Raw genomic sequence first — 15,197 nt, forward strand, 5'->3', positions numbered from 1 at the left:
CGTCGGATAACTTGAGTCCGTGAGCAACAAGGTCAAAAAGAACGCCGTGCGCGCCGGTGCAGTCATCGCCGCGACGACGGCGATGCTGCTGATGTCGTCCCCCGCGTTCGCGCTCACCCGCGACGACGGTGACGACCCGGGTCCGGGCCTGAGCGTCGCCGAGACGCTGGGCCTCTATGTCGCCGCTCCGATCATTCTCTTCCTGGTGATCGCGGGTCTGGTGATGGCGGGAGACAGGAAGTCCCGTAAGCAGACCGACTGAGGCGATCGATCGACGAAGCGCGCACGCCGCTGCGGAGCGCCCCGGCCATCCGGCCGGGGCGCTCTTGTCGTGTACGGGGCGGGCCACCTCCGGCCGCGCGTGGCGTGACCCTTTTCCGGCCGTGTAGGGGGCGGGCCGTCTGCGGCCGCCGGTCCGTACCGGGTAGGCCATCCGCGCCGCGCCGCTCTTGCGACCCCGAATCCCCAAGTGCGACCGTGTCACGCCGAGTTCACCGTGTGCCATCCGCAAGCCCCGGGCCGTTTATTTTCGCTTTAACCTACGGTGTCGTAACCTACGGGTCCGTAGGTAAAGCCCGTCGTCCCCGTCCCCTGGAGCTTCACCGTGACACTCGCCCCTGCCCACCGCCACGGTCAGGCCGTATGGAGCGACACCCAGCTCCTGTACGCACTTGAAGAGGTCGTCGAGACCGAGCTCAACCGGCATCTGAAGGTCGCCAAGGAGTGGATGCCGCACGAGTACGTCCCGTGGAGCGACGGCCGGAACTTCGACGGTGTCATGGGCGGTGAGGCATGGGCGCCCGACCAGTCCAAGGTCAGCGGCGTCGGCCGGATCGCGCTCGTGGTCAACCTCCTCACCGAGGACAACCTCCCCAGCTACCACCACGAGATCGCGACCCTCTTCGGCCGGGACGGCGCCTGGGGCACCTGGGTGCACCGCTGGACGGCGGAGGAGGGGCGCCACGGCATCGTGATGCGTGACTACCTGCTGACCAGTCGCGCCGTCGACCCGGTGGAGCTGGAGCGGTTCCGCATGGCCCACATGTCCGAGGGCTTCGAGTCGGACAACCAGCACAGCATGCTGCACACCGTGGCGTATGTCGCCTTCCAGGAGCTGGCCACCCGCATTTCGCACCGCAACACCGGCCATCACTCCGGCGACCCGGTCTGCGACCGGATGCTGGCGCGCATCGCCACCGACGAGAACCTGCACATGATCTTCTACCGGAACCTGCTCGGTAAGGCGTTCGAGCTGGCCCCCGACCAGACCATGGGCGCCGTCCGCGATGTGGTGGTCAACTTCCGCATGCCGGGTCATGGGATGCCCGGCTTCGAGCGCGCCGCCGCCCAGATGGCCATTGGCGGTATATACAACCTGCGTATCCACCATGACGACGTCCTGCAGCCCGTTCTGCGCTTCCTGAAGGTCCTGGAGATCGGCGGGCTCGGCCCGGAGGGCCTCAAGGCGCAGGAGGAACTGGGGCTCTACATGGGTGGATTGGACGATCAGGCCACCAAGTTCGACGAGCGGCGCGAGGCGCTGCTGGCCCGTCGCAGGGCCCGTGCCGAACGTTCGTGATCACTCTGGCACCATCGGGTGATGGTCGAACATTCATCGCAAGGGACGTCCGGCGCGGCTCACGGTGAAATGCCCGCCATGGCGGACCAGATGGCGGCGGATCAGAAGGCGGGTCCGGGAGCGGATCAGGAGCCGGGTCCGGCGGTGGATCTGGTGGCCGAGGCGGCCCGGCTGAGGGCCGCCGCGGCCACCGGGAAGCCGGGCGCGTACCGGGCCTACGCCGAACTCCTCACCGGCCAGGGCCGCTTGGACGAGGCCCTGCCGTGGTGGGCCAGGGCCGCCGACGCCGGGGACGCGGACGCCTCGCGCACGCTCGCGATCTGTCACAAGGACCGCGGCGAGTTCCCCGAGGCCGAGCGGTGGTACCGCACGGCCGCCGATCGCGACGGCGGCTGCGCGTTCGGTCTGGCCCGGCTGCTGCACGAGGCCGGCGACACGGCCGGTGCCGAGACGTGGTACGAGCACGGGGCCGCGCTCGGCAGCGTCGAGTGCACCACCAACGGCGCCGTGCTGCTGGCCGCCCGCGGCGAATGGGACACCGCGCTGGAGCGGCTGGCCGAGGCGTCCGCCCAGGGCGACGACATCGCCACCCACACCCGCCGGGCCATCCAGAACATGCTGAAGGACCTGGACGGCTGGCGCGAGGCCCTCGCCCGGGCCGAGGCCGAGGGCGACCCCGAGGAGGCGTACGAGGCGCTGCGCGACCTGCTCGATCCCGAGCGCAAGGCGATGTTCGCGCGCTACCCCCGGATGGTCGCGGAGGCCGAGGCGCTGTACGCCCGGGCGGCCGCGGTCGGCAGTGCCAAGGCACTGGTGGACCAGGCCCTCTTCATCGCCCGCGACGACAGCCGCTGGGACGAGGCCCGCGCCCTGGTCGAACGCGCCCATGAGCGGGGCTACGACGGTGCGGCGTACGTCCTCGGCGTCTGGGCGGAGGAGAACGGCGAACTGCGCACCGCCGAGGAGTGGTACCGCACGGCCGACGAGGCGGACGGCGGCCACATATGGGCCTGCTTCAACCTCGGTGTGCTGTGCGTACGGCAGCGGCGGCTGGACGAGGCGGAGCGATGGCTGCGGGCCACGGGGCTCGACGGTGCCGAGGGTGCCGTGGGTGTGGATGCGGAGGACAGGGGCCCGTTCGACGAGGGCGAGGAGCGGATCGTCAGGGCGCTGGAGGACATCGCCGCGATCCGTGCCGACCCCGAGCGGATGCCGCCCGCCGAGTGGGAGGAACGCCTGCCTGGGCTGCGGGCCCGCGCCGAGGAGGGCGGCCCGGACGCCTGGTACGCGTACGCCGACGCGCTCGACCGGCTGTACCGGCTCCCGGAGGCCGCCGAGTGGTACCGAACGGCGGGCACCCCGCGCGCCCTGCTCGCCCTCGGCCGGATGCTGCACGAAGTGGGCGGCGCCACGGGGCTGCGGATGGTGCCGTACTACGAGCCCGCGGCGGCGGAGGGCGACGCGGGGGCCGCGTACGACATCGGCCGCATCCACGACGAGGCCGGGGACCGGCGCACCGCCCAGATCTGGTTCCGCAGGGCGGCCGACCTCGGGCATGGGCGGGCCGCGTGGTGGCTCGGCTGGACGTCGGAGGAGCGGGGCGGCGACCCGCAGCACGCCGAGCGCTGGTACGTGCGCGCCGCGCGCAGCGGTCTGGTGCCGCCCGCGTTTCTCGCGGGGCGCAGCATGGTTCGGCGCGGTGCCTACGGCGAGGCCGAGCCGCTGCTCAGGGTGGCGTGCGAGGGGAAGCACGAGGAGGCGCCGTACTGGCTCGCGCAGGCCCTGCGGGGGCTGGGGCGGGTGGAGGAGGCGGAGCGGTGGCTTCGGGTGGCGGCCGAGGCGTACCCGGACCTCCTGCGCCAATACGGGCCGATGGCCGGCCTGGCCATGCCCGACCCTAGGTAACCGGTTTGTGGGCATTCGTTCCATCAGGGGGCACCCCCCAGTGGTAGCTGGGGGAGGAACGGGTGGGCACAAACCGCCCACCGGCCCGCACTCGCCGACGAAACGTTGACCAGAGACGGGGCTAAGCCGGTGCGGCCCAGCTGATCGTTGGCCGGGGCGCGTGGCCGGCCGCAGCCCGGTGGCCAGGTCGTGCCCACCCGTCCCGCCCCGCGGGACGATTGCCCACAACCAGGAAGACAGCGCACCGCTTCGCCCCGCGGGACGGTTGCTCACAACTGGGCGGCGCAGTGCGGGGCGCTGGGCCCCGCACCGCGCCGCAACCGGGTCAGTCCGCGTTGGCGTCCGCGGCCTGGGCGCGCAGGGCGCGTTCGACGCCCGCCCGGGACTCCGTCATCAGACGCCTCAGCGCCGCCGTGGGCTCGGCCGACGCGAGCCATGCGTCCGTGGCGTCCAGGGTTTCCTGCGAGACCTGCAGCGCCGGGTAGAGCCCCACCACGATCTGCTGCGCCATCTCATGACTGCGGCTGTTCCACGTGTCCTTCGCCACCGCGAAGTACTTCTCCGTGTACGGCGCCAGCAGCTCCCGCTGATCGGTCTGGACGAAACCGCCGATCACCGCCTCCTGCACCGCGTTGGGGAGCTTGTCGCTCTCCACGACCGACGCCCAGGCCTCCGCCTTGGCCTGCGGCGTCGGCCGCGCGGCCCGCGCCGTCGCGGCGTGGCGCTCGCCCGCGGAAGTCTTGTCGCGCTCCAGCTCCGACGCGATGGCGGCCTCGTCCGCCCGCCCCGTGGCGGCGAGCCGCTCCAGCAGCGCCCAGCGCAGCTCCGTGTCGATGGCCAGGCCCTCGATCGTCTCGGTGCCCTCGAGCAGGCCGGAGACCAGGTCCAGCTGCGCGCCCGTACGGGCGGTCGCGGTGAAGGCCCGTGCCCAGGCCAGCTGGTGGTCGCTGCCCGGCGCCGCCGCCCGCAGATGGTCGAGCGTGGCCTCGGTCCACTTGGCCAGGCCCGTCTCGCGCCAGGCCGGCGCCGCGTACAGGTCCAGGGCCAGCTTCACCTGGCGGTGCAGCGACTGGACGACGCCGATGTCGGACTCCTTGGCGATGCCCGAGAGCACCAGCGCCAGATAATCGCGGGTGGCCAGTTCGCCGTCGCGGACCATGTCCCAGGCCGAGGCCCAGCACAGCGCGCGCGGCAGCGACTCCGCGAAGTCGCCGAGGTGCTCGGTGACGACGGCCAGCGAGTCCGGGTCCAGCCGCACCTTCGCGTAGGTGAGGTCGTCGTCGTTGAGCAGGATCACCGCGGAGCGCTTCGCGCCGATCAGCTGCTCCACCTGGGTCAGCTCACCGTCCACGTCCAGCTCGATGCGCTCGGAGCGGATCAGCTTGCCGGTGGCGTTCAGGTTGTAGAGCCCGATGGCGATGCGGTGCGGCCGCAGGGTCGGCTCGCCCTTGGCGCCCGGCGGCAGCGCCGGGGCCTCCTGCCGCACCGCGAAGGAGGTCACGGTGCCGCTCGCGTCCGTCTCGATCTCCGGCCGCAGCACATTGATGCCCGCCGTCTCCAGCCACTTCTTCGACCAGGTCTTCAGATCGCGCCCGCTGGTCTCCTCCAGCGCGCCGAGCAGATCCGACAGCCGGGTGTTCTTGTAGGCGTGGCGCTTGAAGTACGCCTGGACGCCGCTGAAGAACTCGTCCATCCCGACGTACGAGACCAGCTGCTTGAGCACCGAAGCGCCCTTGGCGTACGTGATCCCGTCGAAGTTGACCAGGACGTCGTCCAGGTCGTTGATCTCGGCCATGATCGGGTGGGTGGACGGCAGCTGGTCCTGCCGGTAGGCCCACGTCTTCATGGAGTTGGCGAAGGAGGTCCAGGAGCGCGGCCACCTGCTGCCCGGCGCATGGGCCTGGCAGGCGATCGAGGTGTAGGTGGCGAACGACTCGTTCAGCCACAGGTCGTTCCACCACTCCATGGTGACGAGATCGCCGAACCACATATGGGCCAGCTCGTGGAGGATGGTCTCGGCACGCGCCTCGTACGCCGCGTCGGTGACCTTGGAGCGGAAGACGTACTGGTCGCGAATGGTCACCGCGCCCGCGTTCTCCATCGCGCCCGCGTTGAACTCCGGCACGAAGAGCTGGTCGTACTTGGCGAACGGGTACGCGTAGTCGAACTTCTCCTCGAACCACTCGAAGCCCTGCCGCGTCACCTCGAAGATCGCGTCCGAGTCGAGGTACTCCGCGAGCGAGGGACGGCAGTAGATGCCCAGCGGCACCGAGCGGCCGTCCTTCTCGTACGAGCTGTGCACGCTGTGGTACGGGCCCGCGATCAGCGCGGTGACATACGTCGACAGGCGCGGGGTCGGCTCGAACCGCCAGACGTTGTCCTTCGGCTCCGGCGCCGGCGAGTTCGAGATCACCGTCCAGCCCTCGGGCGCCGTCACGGTGAACTGGAACGTGCCCTTCAGGTCGGGCTGCTCGAAGCTGGCGTACACCCGGCGGGCGTCGGGCACCTCGAACTGGGTGTAGAGGTATGCCTGCTGGTCGACCGGGTCGACAAAGCGATGCAGTCCCTCACCGGTGTTGGTGTACGCGCAGTCCGCGACCACCCGCAGCTCATTGCGCCCGGCCAGCAGCCCCGGCAGCGCGATCCGCGAGTCCTTGAAGACCTCGTCCGGGTCGAGCGCGTCCCCGTTGAGCACCACTTCGTGCACCGTGGGCGCCACCAGGTCGATGAACGACTCCGCGCCCGACTCGGCGGCGTCGAAGCGCACCGTGGTCACGGAGCGGTAGGTACCGCCCTCCTGGGCGCCGCTCAGGTCCAGTTCGATCTCGTACGCGTCCACCGTGAGGAGGCGCGCCCGCTGCTGCGCTTCCTCCCTTGTGAGGTTGGTGCCAGGCACGTCGGCCAACTCCCGTTCGTCATGTGCGGTACGCCATGCGTCAGGCGGATGGCCATCCTCGCACGTCGGCCGGTCGGAGTCGGTAGGCCAAAGGGCGACTGAACGGGAGGAACACCGAGGGGGAGCGGCCGGCCGCTCCCCCTCGGACGAGGCGTGGGCGTCAGCTCAGGTCGGCCGCCACCAGCTCGGCGATCTGCACCGCGTTCAGCGCGGCGCCCTTGCGCAGGTTGTCGTTGGAGAGGAACAGCGCGAGACCGTGCTCGACCGTCTCGTCCACCCGGATCCGGCCCACATAGCTGGGGTCCTGGCCCGCGGCCTGGAGCGGGGTCGGGATCTCCGAGAGGGCCACGCCGGGGGCCGCGGCCAGCAGCTCGGAGGCGCGCTCCACGCTGATCGGACGCTCGAAGCGGGCGTTCACCTGGAGCGAGTGGCCGCTGAAGACCGGCACCCGGACACAGGTGCCGGACACCTTCAGCTCCGGGATCTCCAGGATCTTGCGGCTCTCGTTGCGGAGCTTCTGCTCCTCGTCGGTCTCGAACCGGCCGTCGTCGACGATCTTCCCGGCCAGCGGGAGCACATTGAACGCGATCGGGCGGGCGTACACCTCGGGCTCGGGGAAGTCCACGGCCGCGCCGTCGTGGGTGAGCTCGGCCGCGCGGTCGGCGGTCTTGCGGATCTGGCCGTCGAGCTCGGCGACGCCGGACAGCCCGGAGCCGGAGACGGCCTGGTAGGTGGTGGCCACCAGGGCGGTGAGCCCGGCCTCGGCGTGCAGCGGGCGCAGCACGGGCATGGCGGCCATGGTGGTGCAGTTCGGGTTGGCGATGATGCCCTTGGGACGGTCCACCGCGGCGTGCGGATTGACCTCGGCGACGACCAGGGGCACCTGGGGGTCCATCCGCCAGGCCGAGGAGTTGTCGATCACGACGGGGCCCTGTGCGGCGACCTTCTCGGCCAGCGCCTTGGAGGTGGTGCCGCCCGCGGAGAACAGGACGATGTCCAGACCGGAGTAGTCGGCCGTGGCGGCGTCCTCGACGGTGATCTCGGTGCCGCGCCAGGGGAGCGTGCGGCCGGCCGAGCGGGCGGAGGCGAACAGCCGCAGCTGCTCGGCCGGGAAGTCACGCTCGGCGAGCACCCTGCGCATCACTCCGCCGACCTGGCCGGTCGCTCCGACGATTCCGATCCTCATATCAGCCCTTTTCCTTGGTTGTGCCTGTTCGAGGCGCCTACCCTCCTGGCAAGTGTCTCAGGCGGGTCCGTTACCGTCCCGTGATTTATCCCACGGCGGGGGCGGTTCCCAGGGCGGATGAACGCCGGGTGAGGAGAAGAATTCCTGTTCACAAGGGCGCGATGACCGTTTGCTACCGCCAAGATCCACGTGTGGAGATCGGCGACCGGCGTTGCCGCCTCGTTCACCGCCAGGCCATTCCCGATGCCAACGATCCGAGGTGAGGGCAGCGTCGCTGCCCGCCCGTTTCCGCGTGTCCACTCGGGGAGATCGCGCATGTCCCGCATACGGTCCGCCGCAGCAGCCGTCGCTCACCTCGACCGGCGTACCTTCCTCACCGCAACCGCCGCCACCGGTGCCACGGCCGGTCTGGGGCTCGCCTTCGGGCCCGGCAGCGGTTCGGCCGACGCCACGCAGCCCGCCACCGCGCGTGCCGCGGGCCGCCGAGTGGTGCAGGCCCCGGCGGCGCCCTCGACGGCCGGTACGACGCTGGAGACGTTCTCCGCCGCGCAGGGTGCCACCGGCTACCGGCGGCTCGCCGGGGGCCCCGCCTGGGCCCGTGAGGTCCGTACCGAGATCACCGGCGCCAAGGGCGGCCGCGAGGACCGGCGCACCGCGCTCGCCTCGTTCGTCCAGCTCACGGATCTGCACCTGACCGACGTCCAGCACCCGATGCGCTACGAGTTCCTGCGCAGCGGGCGCGCCGGGGCGTGGCGGCCGCACGAGGCGCTGACCATCGCCGGGGTCGCCTCGCTCGTCGAGCGGATCAACGGACTGCGCGGCGGGCCCGCCACCGGGGCGCCGCTGTCGTTCGTCATGACCACCGGCGACAACACCGACAACAACGCCAAGATCGAGCTGGACTGGTTCCTGGCCGCGATGAACGGTGGCCGGATCACCCCCAACACCGGCGATCCGCGCCACTACGAGGGCGTCCAGAACAGCGGGCTCAAGGAGTTCTGGCACCCCGAGGAGGCGCTGCGCGACGCCGACAAGAAGCTCGGCTTCCCGCGCATCGACGGCTTCCTCAAGGCCGCGCTGCGCACCGTCAACAGCCCCGGGCTGCGGCTGCCGTGGTACTCCACCATCGGCAACCACGACGATCTGGCGGGCGGTGTCTACTCCCTCGGCCACAACTTCTACGCGGACCTCGCCACCGGGAAGCGCAAGCTGGAGATCATCCCGGCCGATGACGCCGAGCGGCTCTTCAAGGGCACGCGGGTCGGGGACGACCCCAAGGGCGTCCAGATGAAGGAGCTGCTGGACGCGCACGCCAAGGACATGCGCACGGTCACCCCTGACGAGCGCCGCGCGCCCTTCACCCAGGCCGAGTACCTGGCCGCGCACCTCGACCCGGCCGCCACCGGCCCCGGCCCGGTCGGCCACGGCTACACCAAGGACAACCTCGAGCAGGGCACCCTCTACTACTCGTTCCGGGTCTCCGAGAACGTGATCGGCATCAGCCTGGACACCACCGACCCGGGCGGCCACTACACCGGGTCGCTCGGCACCGCCCAACTGCGCTGGCTGGAGCGGACCCTGAAGGCCCACAAGGACGACTACGTCATCGTCTTCAGTCACCACTACAGCCGCAGCCTGGACAACATGAACCGCGACCCGGGCCGGCCGGGCGAGGCCCGCCACGGCGGGGACGAGGTCGTCGCCCTGTTCCAGCGCCACCCCAAGGTGCTGGCCTGGATCAACGGCCACAGCCACCAGAACGAGATCACCCCGCGCGGCACCTTCTGGGAGATCACCACCGCCTCGCATGTGGACTTCCCCCAGCTGGCCCGGGTGTTCGAGGTCGTGGACAACCACGACGGCACGATCTCCCTGTTCACCACGCTCATCGAGTCGGCCGCGCCGCACCGCACGGACTTCTCGGACCTGTCCCAGACCGGGCTCGCGGCGCTCTACCGCGAGCTGTCCTTCAACGCGCCCGGCGCCAGCCAGAAGCTGGCCGGTGACGCGACGGACCGCAACACCGAGCTGCTGCTGCGCAAGCCCTGAGCCCTGGTCCTGAGCCGCCCGCACCGGGTGGTCCGATGCCCCGCCTCCGCGCCGGGGCATCGGGACGTCAGCGCGGCAGGACCACCACATAGGAGGCCGGGTCGCGGTCGGCCGCCGCGATCAGGGCGGTACGGACCACCGCGGCCTGTTCCTCCGGGGTCTCCCGGAGCTTCTTCGGGGTGACGCGCACGACTGTGATCCCGAGCCGCTCCAGGTGCTCGCGCTTGCGGCCGAAACCGCCGCGCCAGACCTCCTCGTCCTGGCGCGGCGCCCGGGTGTCGATCTCCACCGCCACCGCCTGCTCACGCCAGTAGGCGTCCACCCCGCCGAGGGCGGGCCCGCCGGGCAGCCGCAGCTCCACATTCCACAGGGGCTCGGGCAGGTGGTGGCCGCGGATCATGTCGTACAGCCGCCCTTCGGCGATCGCCCGGCCCTCGGCGAGCAGTGCGTCCACGGCGTCCACGACATGCGGCCGGGACAGCAGCCGGGCCGAGTTCAGCTCCGCGACGACGGCCGTGGCCTCGCAGTGGCCGTGGCGCACGGACTCGGTGAGCAGTCTGCGGACCAGAACGGCGTCGGTGAGCCGGGCGACGGCGTCGGCGAGGGCACGGGCCACCGGGGCGGTGGGCACTCCCGCGACGTACTGGGGGGCGGGCAGGGTGCCGGCCCGCACGAAGCGGACGAAGCCGGTGGCGCGCAGCCGCCGGGTGCGCGGCACCAGGACGTCGATCCGGTCGAGGGAGGCCAGCGGGGGAGCGGAGGAGAAGTGGTGCATGGCGAGCGCGGCAAGCCCGGTGATCACGGCCTCGCCGTGCGGCTCGCCGCCGCCCGGCGCCGAGCCGTCGGCACCCTGGCCGCGGCTCGCGGTGTACAGCAGCGCGGCCAGCAGCCGCTCCTCGCTGGTCGCCGGGCCGGGGTGGAGCAGATGGACGCCCGGCAGGATCTGCTGCCAGGGCCCGCCGGCCCGGCTGCGCTCCGCGGCGACGGACGCGGTCACACCGTGCTCGCGGAGCTGACGGGTCGTCAACACCCGGCGCTGGACGTCCGAGAGGTGGTGGAGAGGGCGGGGGGACAGCGGCGTGTTGTGGCTCATGCCCCCGCCATTCCCGCGCCCGCCGCACCCGCTAACCCCTGTTACAGAGTCGTCGACAAAAGCGGACAACCCCGCACTAAAGTACGGCAGTTCGAATGCCGAAAGAGCTCCCCGTCCCGGCGCCCGGACCCCCGGCGGTCGCCGGGGGCGCCGCGCGGGCATCCGAGGGTCGGCGTATGCCTCAGACGGACGCCCTCTCGTCGCACTCCTGCCCGCGCAGGGCGCGGGCGAGGTCGTCGCGCGCCTCCAGGACCAGTCGGCGCAGCGCGGGCGCCGCGGCCGGGTGGCCGTCCAGCCAGACGTCGGCGGCGTCCAGGGCGCGGGCGTCGCCCTGGGCGGACGGGAACAGCCCGCGCACGATCGCCATCCCGATCTCGATCGACCGCTCCTGCCAGATCCGCTCGATCACCTCGAAGTAGCGCGGTGCGTACGGCGCCAGCAGATCCCGCTGGGCCGGCTGGTCGAAACCGGAGATGGTGGCCTCCACCAGGGCGTTGGAGAGGCGGTCGGACTCCACTACCGCGTCCCATGCCTCGGCCTTGACCGCGGCGGAGGGCCGGGCGGCCAGACACCGCACTTGGTGGCGCTTGCCGGAGGCGGTGTCGTCGCGCGCCAGCTCGGCGGTGATCAGCGCCTCGTCGGCCTGGCCGCTCGCGGCCAGCGCGGCCAGGAACGTCCAGCGCAGCTCCTGGTCCACATCCAGCCCGTCGATCCGGGCCGTGCCGTCCAGCAGCCCGCTCAGCATCCGCAGCTCGGAGTCGGCGACGGCGACCTGGGCGAAGAAGCGCGCCCAGGCCAGCTGATGCCCGCTGCCCGGCTCGGCCAGCCGCAGCTCGCTCAGCGCGACCTCGGCCAGCTGGGCGCCGGCCGCCTCGCGCGCGTCCGGCGCCGAGTAGTGGTGCAGGGCGGACAGCGCCCACGCCTGGACCATCTGCAGCACGCCGATGTCGCTCTCGGCCCCGGCGAACCGCCGCACCAGCTCCAGATAGTCGCGGGCGGGCAGCAGCGCGTCACGGGTGAGGTTCCACAGCGCGGACCAGCTCAGCGCGCGGGCGAGGGGGTCGGTCAGCTCGCCCAGGTGCTGGCGCAGGGTGTCCAGCGACCCCTCGTCGAAGCGGATCTTGCAGTAGGTGAGGTCGTCGTCGTTGACCAGGATCAGATCGGGCCGGGAGGCGCCGGTCAGCTCGGGGACGACCGTACGGGGGCCGTCGACGTCCACCTCGGCGCGGGCGTAGCGCACCAGCGCCCCGGGGCGCTCACCGGCCGGGGCCTCCTTGCGGTACAGCCCCACGGCCACGCGGTGCGGCCGCAGCGTCGGGTGACTCTCGGCGGCCTGCTGCTCCACCGCCAGCTCGGTGATGTGCCCCTCGGCGTCATAGGTGGCCTGCGGGGTGAGCGCGTTGACCCCCGCGGTCTCCAGCCAGGCGCGCGACCAGGTGGCCATGTCCCGCCCCGAGGTCTCGCCGAGCACCGACAGCAGATCCGACAGCCGGGTGTTGCCGTACGCGTGCCGCTTGAAGTAGCGCCGCGCGCCCTCCAGGAAGGCGTCCTGTCCGACGTAGGCCACCAGCTGCTTGAGGACGGACGCGCCCTTGGCGTACGTGATCCCGTCGAAGTTGAGCTTGGCGTCCTCCAGGTCACGGATGTCGGCCGTGACCGGGTGGGTGGACGGCAGCTGGTCGGCGCGGTAGGCCCAGGCCTTGCGGCGGTTGGCGAAGGTGATCCAGCCATCGGTGAAGCGGGTCGCCCCGACCAGGGCGAAGGCCCCCATGAAGTCGGCGAACGACTCCTTGAGCCACAGGTCGTCCCACCACTCCATGGTGACCAGGTCGCCGAACCACATATGCGCCATCTCGTGCAGGATGACGTTGGCCCGGCCCTCGTACGACGCCTGGGTGACCTTGCCGCGGAAGATGAACTCCTCCCGGAAGGTCACACAGCCCGGGTTCTCCATCGCGCCGAGGTTGTACTCCGGCACGAACGCCTGGTCGTACTTGCCGAACGGGTACGGATAGTCGAAGTGGTCGTGGAAGAAGTCCAGGCCCTGCTTGGTGACGGTGAAGATGTCGTCCGCGTCGAAGTGCTTGGCCAGCCCCTTGCGGCACAGCGCGCCCAGCGGGATCTCCAGCTCGGAGCCGTCCGGCAGTGTGCGGCGGTAGAGGTCGCTCTCGTGGTGGTACGGACCGGCGAGCACGGTCGTGATGTACGTCGAGATGGGCCGGGTCGGGACGAAGTGGCTGGTCGCGGCGCCATCGCCGGCACCGGACTGCTCCACCCGGTCCACCGTCCCGTTGCTCAGCACCGTCCAGCCCTCCGGGGCGGTCACCGAGAAGGTGAACGGGCCCTTGAGATCCGGCTGTTCGAAGTTGGCGAAGACCCGGCGGGCGTCGGCCGGCTCGTACTGGGTGTAGAGGTAGACCTCGCCGTCCTCCGGGTCCACGAAGCGGTGCAGGCCCTCGCCGGTCCGGCTGTAGGCGCACTGCGCGTCCACCACCAGCTCGTTCTTCGCGGCGAGCCCGTCCAGCGCGATCCGGGAGCCGTCGAAGACCGCCGCCGGGTCCAGCTCCCGCCCGTTGAGCCGCACCGAGGTCACCGAGGGCGCCAGCAGATCGGCGAAGGTCGCCGCGCCCGGCTGGGCGCAGCGGAAGCGGATCGTGGTCGTGGAGCGGAAGGTGCGCGGCCCGGACCCGGTGTGCTCACCGACCGCGGACCGCAGATCGAGCGCCACTTCGTAACGCTCGACGGCCAGCAGCTTGGCCCGCGCACGGGCCTCGTCACGGGTCAGGTTCTCACCGGGCACGACGCGACTCCCTCGGCAATGTCTCGCATCTCGGATATCGGACAGCGGAAATCATGTCACGGTGCACCGACAGCCGGTATCGGGGAATGGGCTCCCCTCCCGCCCGCGTTGGGTGAGGTAGTCAGCTCTCTATTCATTTGCGACTACGACGCGCCCGCTCGAGGAGAAACCGTGACCGAGACTGCCAAGACTCCTGCTGATTTCTGGTTCGACCCGCTGTGTCCCTGGGCCTGGATGACCTCGCGCTGGATGCTCGAGGTGGAGAAGGTGCGCCCGGTCGAGGTGCGTTGGCACGTCATGAGCCTCGCCGTGCTCAACGAGCCCAAGCTGGATGAGCTGCCCGAGGAGTACCGCGAGCTGCTGAAGACCGCCTGGGGCCCGGTCCGGGTCTGCATCGCCGCCGAGCAGAAGCACGGCAGCGAGGTCCTCGGCCGCCTCTACACCGCCCTCGGCACCCGTTTCCACAACCAGGGCCTGGAGAAGAACCGCGAGACGATCGTGGCCGCCCTCGAGGAGGCCGGTCTCCCCGCCGAGCTCGCCGACTACGCCGACTCCGACGCGTATGACACCGAGCTGCGCGCCTCCCACAAGGAGGGCATCGAACTGGTCGGTCAGGACGTGGGCACCCCCGTCATCGCCGTCCCGGGCTCCGACGGCGAGCAGGTCGCCTTCTTCGGCCCGGTGGTCACCCCAGCCCCCAAGGGCGAGGACGCCGCCAAGCTGTGGGACGGCACGCTGCTGGTCGCCTCGATCCCCGGCTTCTACGAGATCAAGCGCACCCGTACGGTCGGCCCGATCTTCGACTGACCCCCCTGTACCGCCGCCACGGCAGGGCCCCCGCGCGAGTCGACCGCGCGGGGGCCCTTTCACGTCCCGGCCGCCCATGCATGGGCTCACGCATGGGCGGCTGAGTGGCCCCGCCCGGGCGCTGTGCCCGGGCGTACGGGTGGCTCAGCCCCGGCGTACGGGTGGCTCAGCCCCGGCGGCCCACCAGCTTCCAGGCGGCCGGCAGCGCGCCCATCGCCAGCGCGGCCTTCAGCGCGTCCCCGATCAGGAACGGGGTGAGCCCGGCCGCGACCGCCTCGCCCAGGGAGATGTGGGTGGCCAGCGCCAGGTAGGGGACGCCCACGGCGTAGGTGACCGCCGAGCCGACCGCCATGGTGCCCGCGGTGCGCAGCACCCCGCGGTCGCCGCCGCGCCGGGCCAACGCGCCCACCACGGTCGCCGCCAGCAGCATGCCCAGCACATAGCCGAACGACGGCATGGCGGCGCCGGAGCTGCCCTCGGCGAACCACGGCACACCGGCCATGCCGACCAGGGTGTACAGCGCCAGCGACAGGAAGCCGCGCCGGGCGCCCAGCGAGGTGCCCACCAGCAGGGCGGCGAACGTCTGGCCGGTCACCGGCACCGGCGAGCCGGGGACGGGCACCGAGATCTGTGCGGCGAGACCGGTGAGCACGGCGCCCCCGATGACCAGCGCGGTGTCCCGGGCCAGGACGCGCCGGGCGGGAAAGACCGCGTCCGCGAGGACCGTACCGGGTGTGGCGGCGGCAGAAACCGTGCTCATCAGCGATGCTCCCAGGTCAGAGGGTGGATACCGCGACGCTAACCCAACCCCCGGGACCCGGACACCGTCGGATGACCACAAAGCCGGACGCATCGGCTTGGCGGCTTCTGGCAGAGACACCC

General features: G+C 71.5%; 10 protein-coding genes. 5 read left to right on the plus strand and 5 right to left on the minus strand.

The genetic code is table 11. The features are described 5' to 3' along the window. The first annotated feature begins 19 nt into the window (after positions 1-19). The 3 genes from ACFYOY_RS16690 (at position 20) to ACFYOY_RS16700 (ending at position 3,484) form a co-directional block, all read left to right on the plus strand. Positions 20-262, plus strand: a complete 243-nt coding sequence (locus ACFYOY_RS16690) for a hypothetical protein (protein ID WP_014060726.1) — start codon at positions 20-22, stop codon at positions 260-262. Positions 263-604: 342 nt separating this feature from the next. Further along, positions 605-1,579, plus strand: coding sequence for an acyl-ACP desaturase (locus ACFYOY_RS16695; protein ID WP_351882386.1), 975 nt, complete (start codon positions 605-607; stop codon positions 1,577-1,579). Positions 1,580-1,657: 78 nt separating this feature from the next. Further along, on the plus strand, positions 1,658-3,484 hold the full coding sequence (locus tag ACFYOY_RS16700) for a tetratricopeptide repeat protein (RefSeq protein ID WP_351882388.1): 1,827 nt from the start codon (positions 1,658-1,660) through the stop codon (positions 3,482-3,484). 325 nt (positions 3,485-3,809) lie between these two features. Here ACFYOY_RS16700 and pepN (ACFYOY_RS16705) read toward each other — a convergent pair whose 3' ends face one another. Continuing rightward, the gene (gene pepN, locus ACFYOY_RS16705) at positions 3,810-6,380 is read right to left on the minus strand and encodes an aminopeptidase N (protein WP_351882390.1); all 2,571 of its coding nucleotides are present in this window, start codon (positions 6,378-6,380) and stop codon (positions 3,810-3,812) included. A 160-nt stretch (positions 6,381-6,540) separates the two neighbouring features. After that, positions 6,541-7,566 (minus strand): aspartate-semialdehyde dehydrogenase, encoded by a 1,026-nt coding sequence (locus tag ACFYOY_RS16710; protein WP_351882392.1) that lies wholly within the window; start codon positions 7,564-7,566, stop codon positions 6,541-6,543. A gap of 315 nt (positions 7,567-7,881) precedes the next feature. Here ACFYOY_RS16710 and ACFYOY_RS16715 point away from each other — a divergent pair, with 315 nt between their 5' ends. Beyond that, positions 7,882-9,615, plus strand: a complete 1,734-nt coding sequence (locus ACFYOY_RS16715) for a TIGR03767 family metallophosphoesterase (RefSeq protein ID WP_351882394.1) — start codon at positions 7,882-7,884, stop codon at positions 9,613-9,615. A 67-nt stretch (positions 9,616-9,682) separates the two neighbouring features. Here the strand turns inward: ACFYOY_RS16715 and ACFYOY_RS16720 are convergent, their stop codons facing one another. After that, on the minus strand, positions 9,683-10,708 hold the full coding sequence (locus tag ACFYOY_RS16720) for a hypothetical protein (RefSeq protein ID WP_351882396.1): 1,026 nt from the start codon (positions 10,706-10,708) through the stop codon (positions 9,683-9,685). A 181-nt stretch (positions 10,709-10,889) separates the two neighbouring features. Then, complete coding sequence (gene pepN / locus ACFYOY_RS16725) at positions 10,890-13,508, minus strand: aminopeptidase N (RefSeq protein ID WP_351882398.1); 2,619 nt, start codon at positions 13,506-13,508, stop codon at positions 10,890-10,892. Positions 13,509-13,679: 171 nt separating this feature from the next. On the opposite strand from pepN (ACFYOY_RS16725), the gene ACFYOY_RS16730 reads away from it, so the two are divergent. Beyond that, positions 13,680-14,315, plus strand: a complete 636-nt coding sequence (locus ACFYOY_RS16730; RefSeq protein ID WP_351882400.1) for a DsbA family protein — start codon at positions 13,680-13,682, stop codon at positions 14,313-14,315. Between the two features lie 166 nt (positions 14,316-14,481). Here ACFYOY_RS16730 and ACFYOY_RS16735 read toward each other — a convergent pair whose 3' ends face one another. Further along, the gene (locus ACFYOY_RS16735; RefSeq protein WP_059145689.1) at positions 14,482-15,075 is read right to left on the minus strand and encodes a biotin transporter BioY; all 594 of its coding nucleotides are present in this window, start codon (positions 15,073-15,075) and stop codon (positions 14,482-14,484) included. Between the last annotated feature and the right edge of the window lie 122 nt (positions 15,076-15,197).

The organism is Streptomyces sp. NPDC007875, assembly GCF_042868035.1.
Taxonomy (GTDB): Bacteria; Actinomycetota; Actinomycetes; order Streptomycetales; family Streptomycetaceae; genus Streptomyces; species Streptomyces antimycoticus.

Coding starts and splice junctions, on each gene's coding strand:
- ACFYOY_RS16700 (WP_351882388.1), top strand. CDS start 1,658: ATGGCGGACCAGATGGCGGCGGATCAGAAGGCGGGTCCGGGAGCGGAT.
- ACFYOY_RS16710 (WP_351882392.1), bottom strand. CDS start 7,566: ATGAGGATCGGAATCGTCGGAGCGACCGGCCAGGTCGGCGGAGTGATG.
- ACFYOY_RS16715 (WP_351882394.1), top strand. CDS start 7,882: ATGTCCCGCATACGGTCCGCCGCAGCAGCCGTCGCTCACCTCGACCGG.
- ACFYOY_RS16720 (WP_351882396.1), bottom strand. CDS start 10,708: ATGAGCCACAACACGCCGCTGTCCCCCCGCCCTCTCCACCACCTCTCG.
- ACFYOY_RS16735 (WP_059145689.1), bottom strand. CDS start 15,075: ATGAGCACGGTTTCTGCCGCCGCCACACCCGGTACGGTCCTCGCGGAC.